This window comes from Priestia sp. RMT2NF4 (assembly GCF_047872835.1).
In the GTDB taxonomy this organism is placed as follows: Bacteria; Bacillota; Bacilli; order Bacillales; family Bacillaceae_H; genus Priestia; species Priestia zanthoxyli.
The window spans coordinates 206,765-226,215 of record NZ_JBLQZO010000002.1 but is presented as its reverse complement, the minus strand read 5'-3'; the positions used below and the strand labels follow the sequence as shown (position 1 = coordinate 226,215).

Sequence of the window (19,451 nt, the reverse complement as noted above, 5' to 3'; positions counted from 1 at the left end):
ATAGTTGTTTTTCTCTTCTTCTTATATTTCGGCGTTTTACGTCCAAGAGTTGAGGCTGTTTAAAAAGATTGTTATCAAATTGTTATCTTCTATTAATTGAATTGTTATCCGCAGATGTTATGGTTGTACGGTGCTTAAAACATGATTCGGGGAGGAAACGAAATGAAAAAAATGCTATCGGCGCTTCTTGTAGGAGGAGCTTTATTTGCAAGTCCGGCAATGGGACATGCTGCGTTTGGCGACACGGTTTTAAAACAAGGGATGACAAATGATGATGTTGAACAAGTTAAAACGGTGTTAAAAGATAAAGGATTTTTAAAAGGCGAAGTATCGCGTTATTTTAATTATGAAACAAAAAAAGCGGTTATGGCTTTTCAAGAGAAACATAACCTAGAAGCAGATGGAATTGTTGGAGAGAATACATACAATGCATTAGGTAAAGGCGGCGTTGTAGAAGGCGAATCAGAAGTGAATACGGATAAAGTAATCAGCAAAGCAAAATCCTTAATGGGCACCCCGTACAAATGGGGCGGCACTACACCTTCGGGATTTGACTGCAGCGGATATCTTCAGTATGTATATAAAGAAAGCGTAGGCGTTGATATTCCAAGAACGGTTGAAGATATCTATAAAGCAGGTGAAAATGTAAGTGAACCGCAGGTAGGAGATCTTGTTTTCTTTGAAACGTACAAAGAAGGTCCTTCTCATGCAGGCATTTATCTTGGAGACGGACAGTTTATTAACGCATCGTCTTCTAAAGGCGTTACAATTAGCGATAAAAATTCAAGCTATTGGAAAGAGCGCTATATAGGAGCAAAGCGTATTGCAGTCAACTGATTCATAATTTAATAAATAAACAAGGCAAAGCTTAAAAGCTTTGTCTTTTTTTTGTTTTCGTTTCAACAGGACTAGGTAACAAGGACCTGTGTAAAATGGGCTAGTCATGTGCGTATTTGTATGAAAATACGACAAAAGTTCTGTCACCTTTACGACAGAGCTTGTATATATTGATAAAGTAATCTCTTAGGTTACGTCAATTGTTGTAGGTAATTTGAAGGGATAACAGTATAAAAAGGAGGAACAAACTTTATGTTTTTTTGTTGTTACCGTCGCTATGTAGAAAAGATAAAACACCTGTTGTTTTCAAATCGATTTGCTGAATTTATTCAGGAAAACACAAAGAAAGCAGTAGAAGAAGTCGTTTATTCTGACACGTTTAAAGAATACGTAATAAGTATTATTAAAGAATCACAAGAATCACCTTTTAAAAAAATTGCCGAGCAGTATATCGGGAAAGAAGTTGTGATTGAAACAACGGCTGGTCCACTAGAAGGTGTTGTGACATTTGTAGGAGATGATTATTTAGAATTAGTAGAGTCTCCAACATCAACGGTATTACTTCCATTTACAAGCATTGTTACTATTCAGGGTGCTTAAACGAAAGGAGAGAAAAGTATGTTTCAAGATACATTACGAGAAAATGTTGGCTCATTTGTGCAAATCATCACAGCTATTGACGTTATTAATGGAACACTGCTTGCTGTTACGGACGCAGCGGCTGTTGTGCGTACATCAAGCTCATATGGTGAGCCAACGGACGTAACCATTCCACTAGTAGCCATCACGTATGTTCGAATTTTCAGCGGAGTTGAGTGAGTTTGAAAGTATCAGTGATTATTCCAGCCTGTAACGAAGAAGATTCATTATTACCTGTGCTTAAAGAAGCTCAAAAAATAAAGCCGTTTGAGATTATTGTCGTAGTAAATGGATCTAGTGATGCCACTAAGGCCATAGCCGAGAATGCAGGCTGCCGCGTCATTTATTATGAGGAAGCTCTTGGCATTAATATTGGAAGAGCCATTGGGGCTAAAAAAGCAAAAGGAGACATTTTGCTTTTTTTGGACGGAGATATAGCGGTTCCTCATCAAGAGCTGATAAAATATACGCAAGCTATAGAAACCGGTCATGATATAGCGTTAAACGACCTTACGTGGATTATGAAACGAAAGGTGCGTCCTCATTCTGTTTCCATTGCGAAATACATGCTGAACTTATGCTTACAGCGTGAAGATTTATCTGTTCAAGCATTAACAGCCATTCCTCATGCTATCAAAAAAACATCAGCAGCTAAAATCGGATACGAGAACTTAGCTCATCCCCCGCTCGCTCAAACGATTGCTCTTTTAAAAGGAATGTCAATTGTTGCACCGTGTTCTTCAGACGTTATTTATACCAATAAGATTAGAACCACCCACAAAACAATTCCTACCAATTCACCTTTTCCTATTTCCACTAACTATATCATTGGAGATCACATTAAAGCATTAGCTCATCTTATTGAAGAAAAAGGAATAAGAGGCGGACTAACAGACGGCAATCGAAACCGAGAAGTTGTTTCCGCTTATACACCAAGCGTGAAGCGGAAAGCAGGCGTTAAGTACAGTGCCGTTATTCCAGTAGGTGAAGAAAAAGAAACGATTGCAAGCGTGATCCAAGAAGTGAAAAAAGCAGGAGTGGAAGAAATCATCGTGGTTGCCAACGGAGCCGATGAAGTGACGGTCAAGCGAGCGATTGAAGCGGGTGCTACTGTTCTTCATTACAAGCAGCGGCTTGGGCATAACGTCCCTCGAGCAATCGGTGCGATGTACAGTAGCGGTGAGATTTGCTTGTTCATAGATGGAGACATTGTGATTTCCGCGGAAGATTTACGACGGTATTTAGAAGCAGCTGACCAAGGCATTGATGTAGCGCTTAATAATTTAGAGTGTCTGCTTGACGAAGTGCATCCTATTCACTCGGTAAGTACTGCCAAATATTTTCTGAACCTTATCTGTAAACGTCCTGATTTAACAATTAATACAACGACGGCTATTCCCCATGCCATTAAACGAGATGTAATGGAGAAAGTAGGCTACGAATCTCTTATTATTCCGCCTTTATTTCAATTAAAAAGTATTATGTACGGCTTTAATGTCCAGCCTGTTCATTTTGTGGATGTGGCGCGAACAAACCGGATTCGAAAAGAGCATATGAAAGTCAAAGGTCTAGCAGAAGCAACTCAGCGAATTTTAGGAGATTATGTAGAGGCCATGGCGTATTATATTAGCCAAACTAGCGAAAGAGGCGAATTTCTTCCCGACATACGAAGACATGATCTGTTGTTTGAGGTGTTGAAGAATGAATAAAAAAGTTGCCGTTATTGGTCTAGGGTATGTGGGACTGCCGCTTGCTCTGTTGTTTGCTAAGAAAAACTACACCGTGATTGGACTTGATATTGACGTCCGGAAAATTGAAGCGCTAAAACAAGGGGAAAGCTATATTCCAGATGTACGTAATGATGTGATTCAAACCCAGAAAAACTTTCAAGCATATGAACTGAAAAAAGGTATTTCCGCATTTCAAGCATGCGATTATGTAGTAGTGACCGTGCCAACTCCTATTACAGAGAATCATAATCCAGACCTAGGACCCGTTATTAGCGCATCTACATTTTTGAAAGAACATATGGTAAAAGGACAAACCGTTATTTATGAAAGCTCTACCTATCCAGGCACGCTTGAAGAAGTCGTTTTACCTATTTTAAAGGAGTCTGATTTGCAAGCGGGAGTTGATTTTTATTTAGCTTATTCTCCAGAGCGAGTCGATCCCGCAAATAAGTCGTACGACATTGAGTATATTCCAAAAGTGATTAGCGGCTACAGCAAAGACTGCCTTTATCACGTGCAGACGTTTTATGAAAGTATTTTTCAGCAGGTCGTACCTGTTTCTTCTCCAAAAGTAGCGGAAATGTGCAAGCTGTTTGAAAACATTCAGCGCCTTGTCAATATTTCGTTGGTGAATGAAACAAATGAATTGTGCGAGGAATTAGGGATTGATTTTCATGAGGTATTACAGGCGGCATCTACTAAGCCGTTTGGGTTCACACCGTATTATCCAGGACCCGGAATTGGAGGGCACTGCATACCCGTTGATCCGCTTTATTTTTTATGGAAACTAAAGCAAAATGGGTTAACGAGCGAACTTATTGAAGCTGCTCATCATATTAATGAAGAAATGCCAAATAAAGTAATTAGACGTGTTGAAAAGCAGCTCGCAGCAAATGAGAAACGCGTGTTTGTTGTAGGCATGGCGTATAAAAAAGACGTAAATGATATGCGTGAATCGCCGGCGCTGACGGTATGTGAAGGTCTTTTAGCAAAAGGATATGAGCTGACGTATCATGACCCTTACATTGACTCCGCTATATTAAATAAGCAAACGTATTTCTCTGTCCCGCTGACAAAAGAAGAAGTTAAAAAAAGCGATGTTGTACTTGTGTTAACCGATCACAGTCAAATCGATTGGTCGATTGTAAAATACGCAAAAAAAGTTGTCGATACAAGAGGTATTTTAAACAAATGAAGCCGCTGAATTGTTCAGTGGTTCTTTTTTTAGGGGTGATATCAATGAAAACTCTTTCTGTCGTGCTGCCCGTTTACAATGAAGAAGAAACGCTAAAAAGCGTGCTTAAACAAATTAAAAAAGTGAACGTGCTTGAGATTATCATAGTTGCAAACGGCTGTACCGATGCTTCAGTTAAAATAGCGAAAGAAGAAGGGTGCACGGTAAAAGTAATAGAAAAGCGTATGTCTCCACATGAAGCGAGAATGGAAGGGGCAAAGGCTGCTAAAGGAGATGCCGTCTTATTTGTAGACGGAGACATTATCCTTGCGTCTTCTGAGATTGAGCGTTTTGTGCAGGCGCTGTTATTTGGGCATAGCGATGTGGTGCTAAACAAGTGGGAAAAAACAAAGATGAATACTTTTAACCGCAGCGAGCTTACGTGGAGTACGGTTTTGCATCATGCACTTGGAAAGCCTCATCGTGCCAACGCTTGTTTAAAAGCGCCTTACGGTGTGCTAGTAAGCGTATTAAAGAACCACTGGGAGTTGCCGCCTCTTTCTTTATTTGTGACGTTCTTAACACAGTATCGTGTAAGCTCGCATATTACGATTGAAACGCAGGGAAAGGGAAGCTTTCGTCCGTTTGATCGCCCGCTGCGTAGCAGAGAACGAATTCAATCCTACCAGCAGCTTCTTCAAACATACTATACGCTTGCGTCAAATCGTAAAAGGCGAGTGGATATGCTCGCACAGCCTCTTCCAGTTGTGGAGCACGGCTGGGGGAAATTATCTTCTTTTTATGGAGGCAAACAGCTGTCTGTTATTGTTCCGGTTTGCAACGAAGAAGGAACAATCAAACAAGTGATTGCAGAAGCAAGAAAACTTGAGCCAATAGAAATCATTGTCGTAATTAACGGTTCTACTGATCAGTCGGAGGCGTATGTCAAAGAACAGGGTGTGAAAACCCTCGTCTACAATGAGCGGTTAGGGCATGATTGCGGAAGAGCTGCGGGGGCCCTTGCAGCAACGGGAGATATTCTTCTCTTTATAGACGGGGATTTTGTTCTTTCAGCTCAAGAGTTGTATCCATTTGCTTCAGCGGTAGCGAGCGGTGTTGATGTAGCTTTAAACGTATGTGAAGATGAAGCCAAGCTCACGCATGTTGTGCAGGGGTGGAAGTACGTGTTAAATGAGACAGTAGGAAGAAAAGATTTATTAATGAGCTCGATGACAGCTGTTCCTCATGCCATAAGCAGAGAGTGCCTGCAAAAAATTGGAGCTGAATCTCTTGTGATGCCGCCTTTTGCTCAAGTAAAAGCAATAATAGAAAATTTTCATGTGCAGGCCGTTCATCATGTTGACGTAAATAAATTCAATCGGTTTCGATATTCTGAACACTTATCATTGAAGAACCATTCTCCTACGGCAGAACTCATTGTTCACGATCATATTTTTGCTTTTCTCTCTTATCTTCAGCGTGACTGAGCAGGGAGTAATGCCTTATTCTCAAAAAAAAACGTTTAAAATGAGATAAGAAAATTTGCTGATATCTTGTTTTTCTGTTCTAACCCCTTGAATTTGTTCACAGTTGTAACTAAAATTGTTACATGTGCAGACAAAAGTAAAAAGGGAGGAAAAGAAATGAAAAGCTATCAGCTTGGAACGTTTTTACTTCGTCTTATGTTAGGGCTAACGTTTTTTATTCATGGTCTTGGCAAATTCCAAAGCGGTATTGATAATACGGTCGGTTTTTTCCACAGCATGGGCATTCCTGCGTTTTTCGCTTATGCGGTTGCGGTTATTGAATTCGTAGGGGGAGCCGCTATGATTCTTGGGTTTCAAACGCGTTTAATAGGTGTTCTGTTTGCGATTGTGATGATTGGCGCTATTTTTACAGCGAAAAGCGGTGCTGGTTTTACAGGTGGCTATGAGCTTGAGGTTGCCCTTTTTGTCGTTTCGCTTCATATGATTCTAGCAGGAAGCGGCGCGTACGCGTTAGACAACCGATTACAAAAACCAGAAGAACATTATTCTTAAAAAGGTAGGCGATATGCGCCTACCCTTTTTTGTAAAATATATCCTTCTATCGATTCATTTTCACTAAAATATACAGCTATCCTTTTTAAGAAAATTCGTATATATGGTACTATTTGGTCATAGATGACTATACAGTCATTCTATTTGAACGATACGGGGAGGTTTTAACATGAAAACCGAAAGAGAAAACGGAATCGTCCGTCAAGTGAATACGATTCAAACAAAAGAAGAGCGCTTTAATCCTTTTTCATGGTATGAAGAGATGAGAAACAGCGCGCCTGTGCAATGGGATGAAGAAAGGCAGGTATGGGATGTTTTTCACTATGACGGGGTCAAAGAAGTGCTGGAACAAAAAAATATTTTTTCTTCTGATCGAAGACCTCCACAAAACCAAAGACAAACTGCTCTAGGAACGAGCCTAATTAATATTGATCCGCCTAAGCATGCTGAAATGAGAGCGCTTGTTAATAAAGCTTTTACGCCTAAAGCAATGAAAGCATGGGAGCCTAAAATTGCGCGCATTACCGCTGAATTATTACAAGAAGTTGAGCATCTTGAAGATATTGATATAGTCGAGCATCTTTCCTATCCGCTTCCGGTTATGGTAATTGCCGATATTTTAGGCGTCCCGATAGAAGATCAGCGTCAGTTTAAAGACTGGTCGGATATTATCGTAGCGGGTCCATCGAATAATGAACGTGAAACGCTCGAAAAATTGCAGCAAGAGAAAATGAAAGCAAACGATGAGTTAGAAACTTACTTTTATCGAATCATTGAAGAAAAGCGCACGCAGCCAGGAGATGATATTATTTCCGTGCTTCTTCAAGCAAAAGAAGAAGGGAAGCAGCTAACGGATGAAGAAATCGTCGGGTTTTCCATTTTGCTGCTGATTGCAGGAAACGAAACAACTACGAACTTAATTTCAAATACAATTTATTGTTTAATGGAAGATAAGGCTTCTTTTGAACACCTCAAACGTGAGAAAGAGCTTTTGCCTTCTGCGATCGAAGAAGTTCTTCGCTATCGTTCACCCGTTCAGGCTCTTCACCGAATCGTAAAAAAAGATGTGACTCTTGCAGGTCAAAAACTAAAAGCGGGCGAACACGTTATTCCATGGATGGGATCCGCGCACCGAGACGCGCAGTACTTTGAAGACCCGGATGTATTTAAAATCGACCGAAAGCCAAATATGCATATGGCATTTGGAAGAGGGATTCATTTTTGCTTAGGAGCACCGCTTGCTCGAATCGAAGCAAAGATTATGCTGGCTGAGCTGATTGACCGCTATCCGCATATGGACTGGAGCCCGGCATTTGAGTTAAAGCCGATTGAAAGCACGTTTGTATACGGGTTAGAAGAATTATTGATTCGTAAACATGTATAAAAAAAGCACGCTTTGCGTGCTTTTTACTCTTTCTCTGCCTGAATTCTCGCTTCAGCAATTTTATCCGTATGATCATATCCCCATTTAAACATCAGCTCGATAATAGGAATGAGAGTTTCTCCAAAAGGCGTTAAATAATATTCTACTTTAGGCGGAACTTGTTTGTAGACTTCGCGGTGGATAATTCCGTCGCGCTCAAGTTCGCGAAGCTGCAGCGTGAGCATTCGCTGCGTTACGCCAGGAATGAGTCTGCGCAGTTCATTAAAGCGCCGGCGTTCCTTCGATAATTGATATAAAATGACGCTTTTCCATTTGCCTCCGACTACATCAACGGCTGCTTCCACAGGGCAAGAATAGCCGTGAGGCTCCCATTTTGTTAAGTCGTATTTCATAGTGATTACTCCTTTTATCCGTGAGTTCAGCTGCATTTGTGCTGTTTATACTATAGCACGTCTTATTTGATAAAAACATGGAAATGATTCATGGGATTATTGACGGAAAATTAAAAAAGTAATGGAAATAATTATGAGTTTGTTGTATGATGAAACTATGAAAATAACTTTTCTATTAAAAAGCGAAATATTTTGAAAGCGCTTTATTTATAAAGAACGACAGGGGAAAGGGCGGAGGAACGATGAAAAGATTTATCAAAGTAGAAAAAAGAAATCACGTGGCGGTTGTACGAATGAATCAGTCGATGCTTAATCGTTTGAACAGTGAAGTTATGTATGAGCTGCAAGAAACGATGAATGAGCTGCAGCACGATGCGTCGGTTGGATCTATTGTATTTATGGGAGAGTACTATAAAATGAACGGCGATCATAGAACAACTTCTTTCCTGCGTGAAGAAACAGGAAGGCTTTATCAGCCGATTCATGCAGTAACAGCTCGAGCGATTTTTCAGCGCATTTCATGCAGCTCCAAACAAACGATTGCGCTTCTTACAAACTTTACGTTTGGCGGAGGGTATGAGCTAGCTTTAGCATGCGACGTACGAATTGCAGAAGAACCTGTGCAGCTGAAGTTAACAAACGGCATGACCGTTAGTGCGCAAGAAGCATGCAACATGGGTAAAGTGCAGCATATTGTGCAAAAAGGAAAAGGGTTGGACTATTCGCTTGCGCTGAACGCATTAGAAAAGGAAGCTTAAAAAACGCTTTCACTTTATTTTTATAAAGTGAAAGCGTTTTTATTTTATTTTGTTGATAAAAGGTATTGAAAATTCTGAAAAAAGGAGTAGAATGATAACAAATCTACTTATTTTAAATAAGCAAAGGAGCTGGTATCAATGCCATTCATTTTTAAAGAAGCGGTAGTCGGATTGTTTACAGCGGCAGCAGCAGGTTTACTGGCGTTTCAAGGGGTAGAAGTGGTGTCAGCCATCATTCATCTGCTAACTTTTTGGAAACAGTAATAGCTAATAAGTAGAGAAACAACTTATAAAGATAAGGGGCTTGAGACTTTCTCAGCCCTTTTTGTTGTGGAGCTCATTATTTTTCAGTATACTAACGGTGGAAATTAAGACATAATATGGTTACATAGCAGGGATTTACGAACTCAGTAGGGAAGTATGTAGACTCTGAAAAAATAAACAATGATCGCTTTTACCCGGTAACAAGTTTTGTTATCGGGTAACGTGTGTAAGGGGTGTGGATAAGTGAAAGATAAAAATTTAACAGAAGAACAGCAGCGAGTTGATTGTGTAGTCGAAGAAATCAGCCAAAAAGCTGAAAAAATAGGCGAAAGCGTAGGAAGCGTAAAAGGCGAAATTGTCGATTTGCGAAGCACGTTTTGGGACGATGTCACGGTTAATATGGATGAGCCGGATGACGTGATTGAGACATTTACGAGCATTAAGCAGCAGGCAGAACTTTTAGCTGAACGTGAAATTACCCATAGACAAGCGTATGATCAATTAAAAACATTAAAAAAGCTAACGCAATCCCCTTATTTTGGACGTTTTGATTTTATAGAGAATGGTGAAAAAGAAGCGGAAGCTATTTATGTGGGCGTGGGCTCTTTAATGGATCAAAAAGATGAAGAGTTTTTAATTTATGATTGGCGTGCGCCTATTTCGAGTCTTTATTATGATTATTCACCGGGAAAAGCGCAGTACGAAACGCCAGGTGAAGCGATAAAAGGCGAGATGAAGCTAAAGCGTCAGTTTATTATCGAAAATAGCGTAATTAAAAGCATGTTTGATACAGGAATTACCATTCGAGACGAGCTGCTTCAAGAAGTGCTCGGACACAACGCAAGCAGTCAAATGAAAAGTATTGTAGCGACCATTCAAAAAGAACAAAACCAAATTATTCGAAATGAAAAAAATAAAGTGCTGATCGTCCAAGGAGTAGCAGGGAGCGGTAAAACGTCTGCAGCTCTTCAGCGGGTGGCTTATCTTCTCTATCATCACCGAAAGCAGCTGACTGCAGAAAACATGATGCTGTTTTCGCCAAATCCGCTTTTTAACAGCTACGTCTCAACTGTTCTTCCAGAGCTTGGAGAAGACAATATGAAACAAACAACGTTTCAGCAATATGCCGACGGACGGTTAGGAAACGAGTTTGACGTGGAGGATTTGTTCGTTCAAATTGAATATTTACTAACGGAAAAAGATGCTGCGGCAAAAAAACAAAAAATGCAGGAAATCCGCTACAAAGCAAGCCGTGAATTTAAAAAGCAGGTAGATGCGTATATCGAAGAGCTGTCTACTAAAGACATCATTTTTAAAAATATTAAGTTTCGCGGCGAAATCGTGTTATCTGCTCGGCGTTTGTTATCTTATTTCTATTCGCTTGATACGGGAATTTCCATTCCTAACAGAATGCAGCTCGTAGCCGAGTGGGCGCTTAAGCTCATCAACCAGCTTGAAAAACTTGAACGTAAAAAAGATTGGGTTCAAGAAGAAATTCAGCTTTTAGAAAAAGAAGATTATGTCGAGGCCTATCAGCATCTGCAGAAAAAGGAAGGCTATACGGAAAGCTCATTTGATGACTTTGACCGGGAACAAGCGTATTTAGCCAAAGCCGTTGTAGCTAAGAAAATGAAATTTATTAAGCAGGCCATCAAGCAGCTTAAATTCATCGACATTCGCCGTATCTATATGCAGCTGTTTGAAAGACATCACCTTTTTTCACATGTAGAAGGATGGGACGAAACAGCTAAAAACACGGTGGAAAGAGTTATGAACATGAAGCTGTCTTATGAAGATGTAACGCCTTACTTGTATATAAAAGATCAAATTGAAGGGCGAAAAGCCAATCCTGTCATTCGCTATTTGTTTATTGATGAAGCACAAGATTATTCACCGTTTCAGCTAGCGTTTTTAAAAGAGCTGTTTCCGCATGCTAGAATGACGCTGCTTGGAGACTTGAATCAAGCGATTTATGCGCACGCCTTGAACGCACCGACCATTCTTTCAAGCGAACTGTACGAAGAGAAAGAAGCAGAAACGCTGACTCTTACAAGAAGCTATCGATCAACGCGTCAAATTGTCGAGTTTTCAAGGGATATGGTGGCAAACGGCCATTTAATCGATCCGTTTAATCGAGACGGAGCGAAGCCGACCGTGACGGCTGCAGGTAACGTCAAAGATCTGCATGAGGCAATTATACACAAAATTAATGAATTGAAGCAGCAAAACTATAAAACAATTGCTGTGATTGCCAAAACTGCTGAAGAAAGCCGAGAAGCATTCCAAGCACTGCCTGATTCGATGTCTGCAAGGCTGCTGACAAAAGAAACAAGTTCATTTGAAAAAGGCATGCTTGTCCTGCCAGCCTACTTAGCAAAAGGAATTGAGTTTGATGCAGTCATCATTTACAATGCCTCGAGTGAATGTTATCAGGATGAATATGAGAGAAATTTATTTTATACAGCATGTACAAGAGCGATGCATGAGCTGCACTTGTTCTCACTTGGTGAAATCAGCCCGTTTATATCAAATAAAGAAACTTATGAATACCAAGCACAATAAAAAGAGAACGGCCAGTGGCTTGAGTATCTGAGAAAGTGGAGAAGTAGTAGTACGGAAAATCGAGGGTGAAATCGCAAAGGTTTTCCCCTCGATTTTTTATTTATATGGATTCAGCTCCTGTTCATTGCCAAAATAAAAATTGTTTGATTAAGTTTCCACTACTATAAAACGAATTAGAAAGACAGTGAAAGGAGGATTTTTATATCCAATATTTACGAATAAATGTATTACTCACCTCTTTGATAAGTTTATTTTTCTCGGGTATTATTCTTTTTTCTTATAAGTTATTTGCTGCAGGAATGTTGCCCATCATAGGCTTGCTTTTTATCTACGCTTTAACCTCTAAATATCGTTCAACTGTTTCTCTGTTTCTATTCTTTTTAGTAGGGACATGTATGTTTCAAGTAGGAAGCAATTATTTCATTGAATGGGATCTATCTAAAGAGATGAAAATCATTGTAAACAGAGTTTTACTTTTGTTTATCATAGGTGGACTATTGCTTTCAATTTTATTGTCCAAGCAAAAGGTATTTCTTTTTGCATCATTACCAGACTGGCAGAAACGTATAGTGATGCCACATCATTCAATTAAGCTAACGTATTTTTTACTGTTTGGTCTAATTGGTTCGGCTACAATTTTTGTACCTTTACTATTCGCTGAAGATATAAGCTATACAAAATCATTCGTCATATACGGTATAGTATTCTCAATCATAAACGCTATTTTAGAAGAGGTGCTTTGGAGAGGGATCATGTTATCTCAATTAAAAAGTAATCTATCGACTTTTTACGCTGTTTTTATTACGAGTATTGGATTTGGTCTCTTGCACATATCAATAGGAATTCCTGTGGTAACAAGTTTACTTTTTTCTTTTGGTGGACTTTTCTATGCATTTGTCGTTTTAAAGACGAAAAGCATATACCCAGCCGTAGTTTTTCATTTTATTATTAATTTAGGCATGGTCTTTAACGGATGGATATTTTAGTATCTTGCACCAAAAAGCTCAGAGCTATATATCGCTCTGAGCTTTTTATGAGTTATTAGTATTGTATATTACCTGAACTGTCTACAGTAGGTCGTCTTTTTTTATTGACTTTCAAAATGCAGCAAATACTTCACTAAGTAAAGGCCTGAGTTTGTTTTTTCTTGAAGAGGAATGGTCAGGCATGTAACGTAATAATATCCTTTTGGAATATCATAGCTTAAGGCTTCAGATAGGACGCTTTTGATTTCAATGCCATCGCTTTCGACGTGAAATGGAAGGCGAGTCGTCTTTTCAGCTTGTGATGCGTCTGGAGTTTCGTTTACCCACACTTCGACAATGGCTTTTGTGTTCGAAACAGCTTCAAACGAAATGGCTTTATCATCTGCGACATATCCTTTTTGAATATCTTCATCACTCCAGTCGTGATGGGGCTTTGGCTGTCCTTTTTGAAACAGCGTAAACTGATGATATGACATCGTTAGCTCTTGTTCTTTCCATTTTGTTTTCATCTTTTCACCTCTTCAAAGTAAAGCTTGTTCAGCTATTATTGCACGATAAATTGTACGCGTGTACCATCTGGGTATTGTTCTAATTGATTTCCAACCCATGAGCCCGCTCCGCGGTTATCAGAAGGTGAAATATAGCGAATATCAGCTCCCGCTCCGCCTTCTTCGCACATAGCCATTGGCCATTCGTCGCGGTCATATCCTGTTTTTGTTGGGTATCCTTTCAGCGATTCTTCCCGATTCGCTTCAGCACCGTCGCGATCAATTGTGCAAACGGAAGAGTGACCAGCGGCAATCGCGTCGCGAATATGATCACCCGTTTCAGGATATCGGTCCAGTGGAAAATAAAGCGTTGCATCATAGTTTACTTCGGCTTCCGTTTTTTCAGGAGCTAAAAACGCTGCATGTCCTATAAACCCTAAAACGCATGCAATGATAATGAATAGACTTGCCATTAATTTTTTCCCGTATGTACTCATCTCAAACCTCCAGTGTAGTCGTTTTTACAGCTTAACTATACTCTCAGATTGCTAAGTTTAGATTACAGGACAATAAATACGGTGTAAACAAGTATTAACAATTATGTAAAAATGATCATTTTGTCTTGTCTGTAAGATGTAAAAAGCCCCCATAATATTCTGAGAGTTATACTTTCTGATGTTTATCTACTTACGATTCAGATTAAATGGAGTGTGAAGTGTCTATTTGCATGTGGGTGAGTCCTAGGTGAAAAAAAGAGTCAATTTCCTTTACTTGACATCATACCCTAATAGGTATAAAGTTGTGTATACATTTACTTCTTGCGTATAGCTTAAAAGCAAGAAACGCAATCATGCATGAGCGGAGGTAGTAGTATGATGGAATATGATAAGCAAGTTAAAAATCGCTTGAAACGAATTGAAGGTCAGTTAAAAGGCGTCTTGAATATGATGGAACAAGGAAAAGACTGCCGCGACATCGTGACACAGCTCTCAGCAGCCAGAAGCGCAATTGATCGCACGATGGGTGTTATTGTCAGCACAAACCTTGAACAATGCGTAAGGGAAAGCATTGAAAAAGGCGAGAATACCGAAAACTTAGTAAAAGAAGCAGTAGAGCTGTTAGTAAAAAGCAGATGAGACATTCGTTTCATCTGCTTTTTGTTTTTACTGTACGCTGCTCATAAGGATAAAAAGCGCTGTTCCTAAACACAATACGGATAGGAACAGCGCTTTTTTAGGTTTATCTCGTTTTAAGAACAGGAAAGATATATGAAGAGAAAGGAGGAGGTCAAGGTGAGTGATGACAAAAAGTCACCAACATATAATCATACGGAAATTCATCATAAAATTGAGGCTTCTCCAAAAGCGCCGGGAATCAAAGCTGCTTTTCGCTTTAACCACGCTTCTTCTCCGTGGGTAAGAGGAATCAGCTCGGGCTTGTCTTCAAGTTTGCCGATTTTAATAGGAATTTTGTTTGATCATTTGCAGTACGGACTCATTGCAAGTATTGGCGGCTTTACATATTTGTATACAAAAGATGAACCTTACGCGCAGCGTGCCGTTAAGTTATTTTTAGCTTTGCTTGGCGTTACGCTGTGCTTTACGCTAGGCTCGTTATTTGCTGACGTGGAGTGGATGAAAACTATTTTATTTGGTGTGATTGGAGCCGTATCGGTTTATATCTTCGGAGCTTTAAAAATTCCGGGACCTTCCGCGATGTTTTTTGTCCTTTCATTTGCAGTGAGTACAAGCATTCCAGCTCCGAATTTACAGGCAGTTTTTTTGCATGCAGGTCTCGTTTTTTTAGGAGGAGCACTATCTTGGTGTATTAGCATGAGCGGCTGGCTTATTAATCCGCGCGGGCCTGAAACGGCCGCTGTGGCGAAAGCTTATAGGCAGCTAGCTTCATTTGTTGGATCACTTGGCACGGAATCGTTTCACGCTGAGCAGCACAAAACGGTTGTAGAGCTTCGAGCAGCGGAAACAGCAATGAAGCAAGCGAAAATTAATCGAAAAAAATCATCGTTTTCTCACCGCCTGTTTTTATTAAACCAAAAAGCTGAAGGGCTGTTTATTTTTGTGATGGCCGCTGCGAATGATTTTAATCCGGCTGTTTCGAAAAAAGCACAAGCGGTAATTGAAACGTTCGCATCCGAAATGGCCACGTTAAAAAAACATAAAAAAATTCGAGACGTGCGAGAAGAAATTGAAGAGCTGTCCATCAAAGAAGAGCTGCGCACATTGTTACTAGATGTAAACGACGTTCTTCAAATGAAGGAATTAAAAGAAACGGAGTATATTCAATTTTCACAAGGCAGCGTAAAAGCACGGTTAAAAGCTGCTTTTCACAAACGTTCGTATGTACTTAAAAACGCTTTGCGCTACGGAATTATTATGATTATCGCCGCAGCTGTTGCCTACACGACAGATATTCCAAGGTCTTACTGGATTCCTCTCACGTGTGCAGGAGTGATGCTTGGGGCAACCGTTCGTGCAACGGTTCAGCGAGGTATTCAACGCTCTGTCGGAACCATTTTAGGTATTTTAATTGGAACCGGGATTCTCATGCTTGAACCAACGGGAATTGTCATTGCGCTCATTGTCTTTGTGCTTCAGTCAACGATTGAAATTGTGATTGTTAAAAACTACGCGCTCGGTACGCTTTTTATCACACCGAATGCTCTTTTAATTGCTGAAAGCGGTCATCCGGACAAAGCGATTAGCTACTTTACGTCCGCTCGGGTGATTGATATTGTTATTGGTTCTGTTATTGGAGTGGTCGGTACGGTATTAGTTTTTAAACGAGCTTCTTCGCTTCGTCTGCCGTATTTACTTGGAGATGTCATTCGAAAAGAAGGACAATTTTTAGAAATGCTAAGCACTGAACAAGATGAAGAAAGAATTAAACAAGAAAGAAATAAGCTTCAAGGGGAACTAGTTAATCTTCGGGCGCTTTATGATAATGTGATTGGAGAATATTCTAAAACGGCCGTCAAGCTTGAAGGACTGTGGCCGGCAGTTGTCGCTACGCAGCAGTTAGGTTATATGCTTCTTGCGTCGTATGAAGGATATGAGCTGTCAGAAATGGAAAAGCGAGAGCTTCAGGAAACATTTGCTCAGCTAGCCGCAGCAGCAGAGCAAAAGCGAGCGCCAAAGCTTTCAAGTGTTCCGACCCTGAAACGCTACCCCATTATTCAAGGGGAAATAACTGCTTTATATGAAAGTCTGCAGGTAGAAATATAAAAAGCACGGAACCAATGGGCTCCGTGCTTTTGCTTTTACATATCCACAACTTCACTTACCGTTTTATTTACATCGTCACGCGTCATTTTTTCTTTTCCTTTCATTAAGGCGTTTAACGTTCCATCGGCAAGCGCTAACGGAATTTTACAGAAATGAAGAATCGGAAGCGATTTGACATCTTCTAAATATTTCTTTCCTAGTGACAGATTGCGGCGAGCATAGGCAAACATATCTTCTCTGCTCCAGTTGTTAGGGAAGAAGCTGACTCCACGCTCTGAATCTTCCGAGGTATTGCGCAGAATATTTACAGACTGCAAGCCGCGTCCAAATGCAATGGCTAATTCTTTGTCTGTCTCCGTGCCGTCATACCATTTCCAAATGTCGTTAAGCATCACGCCTACTAGACCAGCTACATAGAACGTATAGTCATCTAAATCCGCTTCATTTTGAATATGCCAGTCTTTTTCTACCCAATCGGCCATTCCTTTGGCCATAATAGAAGTTGCATCTAATACTTGATCTGCAACTCCAGTCGGACAAAGCGCAATCCAGTTGCCGAGCTGAAGCGTTACGTCAGGTAAATCAGCTTGATAAGGACCTACTAATGCCATGTAGTCGTCTTCGTTAAAAGACTTTTTTAACAGGTCACTAATGGCGTAAAGCAAGCGGCTTTTTACACCGGCTTCTAGCTCAGGGTGATCTTCAATTTCATCAATTGCCCTCATACATAAGTAAGCAGATCCTACTGCATCTTGCAATTCTGCCGGCAAGTGGCTAATTGGAATAAAAAATGTTCGGCTTGTCTCTTTTAACATCACCATTGCGTTGTCGCGTAATTTGTTGGGTACACTCATTGATAACTAGCTCCTTTTTACATATCCACATGTCAAATTAGTTTAAGTTTTCATCTTATATACTATAGTAACAAAAAATGAGCATTTAATGGAGTTTAAAGATTACTTATTAACGATATTGTCATTATTTTGTAGTATTTAAACAGAGATACTTGTATCATGCACAAGTTTACACTACGATAATACTCGTTCATTCTTCATTTTACAGACATAAAAAGTTTATTTTTAAGAAAATTGCCGTCATGCTAATGGGTTAGATGAACTTTTAAGAAAACCCTCAACAGTCGGGTATACATAATACATAGGAGAATACAGAGGTGAAGGTATGAAAGTTTTAATTGTAGAAGACGATAGCAAAATATATGAATTAGTGAAAGAAAAATTCGAACAGTGGTCATTTGAAGTGGCTGGAGTAGAAGATTTTCAAAAGGTAATGGAAGTATTTATTGCAGAAAGCCCAGAATTGGTCATTTTAGACGTGAATTTACCTGTATATGACGGGTTTTACTGGTGTCAGCAAATACGTACAGTTTCAAAAACTCCTATCGTATTTCTGTCGTCTCGTGAACATCCAATGGACATTGTTATGGCAATGAATGTTGGGGCGGATGACTATATCCAAAAGCCGTTTAACTTGGATGTTCTTATTGCTAAAGTGCAGGCACTTCTGCGCAGAACGTATTCGTATGGAGACACGATTTCAGACGTTATCGAGTGGAACGGTGCGGTGCTAGACTTAAAAAAAGGAAGTTTGCATTATAACGATCGAGAAGTTCATTTAACGAAAAATGAATTTTTTATTTTACGGCTTCTTTTGGAAGAGCGAGGCAAGATTGTATCGCGAGAAGAGCTTATGCGAAGATTATGGGAAGATGAGAAATTTGTAAGTGACAATACGCTTTCAGTCAACATCACACGCATTCGTACCAAGCTGGAAGAAATCGGGCTGAATGATCAAATCGTGACCAAAAAAGGTCAAGGATATCTGGTGAATTAAAATGTGGAAAAGGTTTTTAAGAGAAAGGCTAAGCTGGATTCTATTCGTTCTTCTATGGCTGAGTGTAATCGATGCTCTGCTGCTTCTCGAGTATGATATTAAGGTATCGTCTACTTCGTTTTGGTACTTGAATCTTTTAACGCTGTGTATGCTAATTCTATTTCTTTTATGGAGAGGAGTAAAAGAAAGAAGATTTATAAAAAGATTAAGTTTAATGCTGCAGAATGACGCGTACGATTTACAAGAAATGCATTCATACGTGCGAACGAAAGCAGATGAAGACATGCTGAGTCTGCTGCAGCGTATAGATCGTGTCTATCGCAGACAAACTCACGCTCTTCACGTACAGCAGCGAGAACAGCAGGAATATATAACGACGTGGGTTCATGAAATCAAAACGCCGCTTACTGCTATGAAGCTGCTTATTAACGCTCGTCGTACAGAGCTTTATAAATGGCCTTGGCTTAAGGATATTGAAGATGAATGGATGAAAATTGATGGGTTAGTAGATCAGAATTTATATGCCGCACGTCTGCGTCACTTAGAAAAAGATTACCAGGTGCAGGCAGTGTCGCTAAGCGAACTTGTTTTTCCAAACGTTGCGTATTTCTCGAAATGGTGTATTGAGAAAAGACTGCATATTGATGAAAAGAATCTAGATACGTTAGTGCAAACTGACCCAAAGTGGATGCAGTTTGTTGTGAGGCAAGTGTTATCCAATGCAATTAAATATAGCCCTCTAGAAGGAAAGCTTTCTTTTTTTAGTGAAGAAACGCCGAAGTATGTGAAGTTATTTATCGTTGACCAAGGGGAGGGCATTCCACCACAAGACCTTCGGCGCGTATTTGAAAAAGGATTTACAGGAAATGTCGGAAGAAAATCGAAAGGAGCTACGGGGCTAGGGCTGTATTTTTCAAAAAAAATTACAGATGCTCTTGGCCATCGAATAGAGGTACATTCACTTTTACACGAAGGAACCACCGTAATTTTGACCTTCTACAAACCGAATTCTTTTGATAACCTTTCAAAAATGTAAGGTTGAAAGCCGAGATTGTCATCTGCTTCAAACGAATCTTTCCTTGTTACGAAGTAAGATAGAGCTATA

General features: G+C 39.9%; 20 protein-coding genes. 16 read left to right on the top strand and 4 right to left on the bottom strand.

The window, feature by feature from the left end; translation table 11 throughout:
- Positions 1–162: 162 nt before the first annotated feature.
- From ACMX9J_RS10365 to ACMX9J_RS10330, 8 genes are all read left to right on the top strand, one after another.
- Complete coding sequence (locus ACMX9J_RS10365) at positions 163–837, top strand: NlpC/P60 family protein (protein ID WP_033579928.1); 675 nt, start codon at positions 163–165, stop codon at positions 835–837.
- A 252-nt stretch (positions 838–1,089) separates the two neighbouring features.
- Positions 1,090–1,437, top strand: a complete 348-nt coding sequence (locus tag ACMX9J_RS10360) for a DUF2642 domain-containing protein (protein ID WP_034270507.1) — start codon at positions 1,090–1,092, stop codon at positions 1,435–1,437.
- Positions 1,438–1,455: 18 nt separating this feature from the next.
- Entirely contained in the window at positions 1,456–1,656 is a 201-nt protein-coding gene (locus ACMX9J_RS10355; protein ID WP_013084559.1) for a hypothetical protein, read from the top strand.
- 2 nt (positions 1,657–1,658) lie between these two features.
- Positions 1,659–3,185, top strand: a complete 1,527-nt coding sequence (locus ACMX9J_RS10350) for a glycosyltransferase family 2 protein (RefSeq protein WP_165636150.1) — start codon at positions 1,659–1,661, stop codon at positions 3,183–3,185.
- The gene (locus ACMX9J_RS10345; RefSeq protein ID WP_416225768.1) at positions 3,178–4,401 is read left to right on the top strand and encodes a nucleotide sugar dehydrogenase; all 1,224 of its coding nucleotides are present in this window, start codon (positions 3,178–3,180) and stop codon (positions 4,399–4,401) included. Before ACMX9J_RS10350 ends, ACMX9J_RS10345 begins: the two co-directional genes overlap by 8 nt.
- Before the next feature lie 44 nt (positions 4,402–4,445).
- Positions 4,446–5,867, top strand: coding sequence for a glycosyltransferase family 2 protein (locus ACMX9J_RS10340; protein WP_416225767.1), 1,422 nt, complete (start codon positions 4,446–4,448; stop codon positions 5,865–5,867).
- A 156-nt stretch (positions 5,868–6,023) separates the two neighbouring features.
- Positions 6,024–6,419 (top strand): DoxX family protein, encoded by a 396-nt coding sequence (locus ACMX9J_RS10335; protein ID WP_013058570.1) that lies wholly within the window; start codon positions 6,024–6,026, stop codon positions 6,417–6,419.
- A 169-nt stretch (positions 6,420–6,588) separates the two neighbouring features.
- On the top strand, positions 6,589–7,803 hold the full coding sequence (locus tag ACMX9J_RS10330) for a cytochrome P450 (RefSeq protein ID WP_165636153.1): 1,215 nt from the start codon (positions 6,589–6,591) through the stop codon (positions 7,801–7,803).
- Between the two features lie 23 nt (positions 7,804–7,826).
- Here the strand turns inward: ACMX9J_RS10330 and ACMX9J_RS10325 are convergent, their stop codons facing one another.
- Complete coding sequence (locus ACMX9J_RS10325; protein WP_013084552.1) at positions 7,827–8,195, bottom strand: winged helix-turn-helix transcriptional regulator; 369 nt, start codon at positions 8,193–8,195, stop codon at positions 7,827–7,829.
- 242 nt (positions 8,196–8,437) lie between these two features.
- Here ACMX9J_RS10325 and ACMX9J_RS10320 point away from each other — a divergent pair, with 242 nt between their 5' ends.
- From ACMX9J_RS10320 to ACMX9J_RS10305, 4 genes are all read left to right on the top strand, one after another.
- Positions 8,438–8,953 carry an enoyl-CoA hydratase/isomerase family protein gene (locus ACMX9J_RS10320; protein WP_033579937.1) on the top strand — a complete coding sequence of 172 codons (516 nt, stop codon included), beginning with the start codon at positions 8,438–8,440 and terminating at the stop codon, positions 8,951–8,953.
- A gap of 138 nt (positions 8,954–9,091) precedes the next feature.
- The gene (locus tag ACMX9J_RS10315) at positions 9,092–9,217 is read left to right on the top strand and encodes a hypothetical protein (RefSeq protein ID WP_016765178.1); all 126 of its coding nucleotides are present in this window, start codon (positions 9,092–9,094) and stop codon (positions 9,215–9,217) included.
- 243 nt (positions 9,218–9,460) lie between these two features.
- Complete coding sequence (gene helD, locus ACMX9J_RS10310; protein WP_416225766.1) at positions 9,461–11,779, top strand: RNA polymerase recycling motor HelD; 2,319 nt, start codon at positions 9,461–9,463, stop codon at positions 11,777–11,779.
- A 395-nt stretch (positions 11,780–12,174) separates the two neighbouring features.
- Positions 12,175–12,765, top strand: a complete 591-nt coding sequence (locus tag ACMX9J_RS10305) for a CPBP family intramembrane glutamic endopeptidase (RefSeq protein ID WP_028414990.1) — start codon at positions 12,175–12,177, stop codon at positions 12,763–12,765.
- 101 nt (positions 12,766–12,866) lie between these two features.
- Here ACMX9J_RS10305 and comJ read toward each other — a convergent pair whose 3' ends face one another.
- Positions 12,867–13,274, bottom strand: coding sequence for a competence protein ComJ (gene comJ, locus ACMX9J_RS10300; RefSeq protein WP_033579939.1), 408 nt, complete (start codon positions 13,272–13,274; stop codon positions 12,867–12,869).
- Between the two features lie 35 nt (positions 13,275–13,309).
- The gene (locus ACMX9J_RS10295; protein ID WP_033579940.1) at positions 13,310–13,750 is read right to left on the bottom strand and encodes a NucA/NucB deoxyribonuclease domain-containing protein; all 441 of its coding nucleotides are present in this window, start codon (positions 13,748–13,750) and stop codon (positions 13,310–13,312) included.
- A gap of 378 nt (positions 13,751–14,128) precedes the next feature.
- On the opposite strand from ACMX9J_RS10295, the gene ACMX9J_RS10290 reads away from it, so the two are divergent.
- Entirely contained in the window at positions 14,129–14,389 is a 261-nt protein-coding gene (locus tag ACMX9J_RS10290) for a metal-sensitive transcriptional regulator (protein WP_013058561.1), read from the top strand.
- Between the two features lie 156 nt (positions 14,390–14,545).
- Positions 14,546–16,495, top strand: coding sequence for an FUSC family protein (locus ACMX9J_RS10285; RefSeq protein ID WP_033579941.1), 1,950 nt, complete (start codon positions 14,546–14,548; stop codon positions 16,493–16,495).
- Positions 16,496–16,530: 35 nt separating this feature from the next.
- Here ACMX9J_RS10285 and ACMX9J_RS10280 read toward each other — a convergent pair whose 3' ends face one another.
- A complete protein-coding gene (locus tag ACMX9J_RS10280; RefSeq protein ID WP_033579942.1) occupies positions 16,531–17,349 on the bottom strand; it encodes a squalene/phytoene synthase family protein in 819 nt (272 codons plus the stop codon).
- Positions 17,350–17,674: 325 nt separating this feature from the next.
- On the opposite strand from ACMX9J_RS10280, the gene ACMX9J_RS10275 reads away from it, so the two are divergent.
- Both ACMX9J_RS10275 and ACMX9J_RS10270 read left to right on the top strand, forming a co-directional pair.
- Positions 17,675–18,346: a response regulator transcription factor gene (locus ACMX9J_RS10275; RefSeq protein ID WP_409405508.1), complete on the top strand. Its 672-nt coding sequence runs from the start codon at positions 17,675–17,677 to the stop codon at positions 18,344–18,346.
- A 1-nt stretch (position 18,347) separates the two neighbouring features.
- Positions 18,348–19,382 carry a sensor histidine kinase gene (locus ACMX9J_RS10270; protein WP_409405507.1) on the top strand — a complete coding sequence of 345 codons (1,035 nt, stop codon included), beginning with the start codon at positions 18,348–18,350 and terminating at the stop codon, positions 19,380–19,382.
- The last annotated feature ends 69 nt before the right edge of the window (positions 19,383–19,451 follow it).

Excerpts from the sequence above, each read along its gene's own strand:
- ACMX9J_RS10365 (WP_033579928.1), top strand. The coding sequence starts at position 163 with ATGAAAAAAATGCTATCGGCGCTTCTTGTAGGAGGAGCTTTATTTGCA.
- ACMX9J_RS10360 (WP_034270507.1), top strand. The coding sequence starts at position 1,090 with ATGTTTTTTTGTTGTTACCGTCGCTATGTAGAAAAGATAAAACACCTG.
- ACMX9J_RS10355 (WP_013084559.1), top strand. The coding sequence starts at position 1,456 with ATGTTTCAAGATACATTACGAGAAAATGTTGGCTCATTTGTGCAAATC.
- ACMX9J_RS10345 (WP_416225768.1), top strand. The coding sequence starts at position 3,178 with ATGAATAAAAAAGTTGCCGTTATTGGTCTAGGGTATGTGGGACTGCCG.
- ACMX9J_RS10340 (WP_416225767.1), top strand. The coding sequence starts at position 4,446 with ATGAAAACTCTTTCTGTCGTGCTGCCCGTTTACAATGAAGAAGAAACG.
- ACMX9J_RS10335 (WP_013058570.1), top strand. The coding sequence starts at position 6,024 with ATGAAAAGCTATCAGCTTGGAACGTTTTTACTTCGTCTTATGTTAGGG.
- ACMX9J_RS10330 (WP_165636153.1), top strand. The coding sequence starts at position 6,589 with ATGAAAACCGAAAGAGAAAACGGAATCGTCCGTCAAGTGAATACGATT.
- ACMX9J_RS10325 (WP_013084552.1), bottom strand. The coding sequence starts at position 8,195 with ATGAAATACGACTTAACAAAATGGGAGCCTCACGGCTATTCTTGCCCT.
- ACMX9J_RS10320 (WP_033579937.1), top strand. The coding sequence starts at position 8,438 with ATGAAAAGATTTATCAAAGTAGAAAAAAGAAATCACGTGGCGGTTGTA.
- ACMX9J_RS10315 (WP_016765178.1), top strand. The coding sequence starts at position 9,092 with ATGCCATTCATTTTTAAAGAAGCGGTAGTCGGATTGTTTACAGCGGCA.
- ACMX9J_RS10305 (WP_028414990.1), top strand. The coding sequence starts at position 12,175 with ATGTTTCAAGTAGGAAGCAATTATTTCATTGAATGGGATCTATCTAAA.
- comJ (WP_033579939.1), bottom strand. The coding sequence starts at position 13,274 with ATGAAAACAAAATGGAAAGAACAAGAGCTAACGATGTCATATCATCAG.
- ACMX9J_RS10295 (WP_033579940.1), bottom strand. The coding sequence starts at position 13,750 with ATGAGTACATACGGGAAAAAATTAATGGCAAGTCTATTCATTATCATT.
- ACMX9J_RS10290 (WP_013058561.1), top strand. The coding sequence starts at position 14,129 with ATGGAATATGATAAGCAAGTTAAAAATCGCTTGAAACGAATTGAAGGT.
- ACMX9J_RS10280 (WP_033579942.1), bottom strand. The coding sequence starts at position 17,349 with ATGAGTGTACCCAACAAATTACGCGACAACGCAATGGTGATGTTAAAA.
- ACMX9J_RS10275 (WP_409405508.1), top strand. The coding sequence starts at position 17,675 with ATGAAAGTTTTAATTGTAGAAGACGATAGCAAAATATATGAATTAGTG.
- ACMX9J_RS10270 (WP_409405507.1), top strand. The coding sequence starts at position 18,348 with ATGTGGAAAAGGTTTTTAAGAGAAAGGCTAAGCTGGATTCTATTCGTT.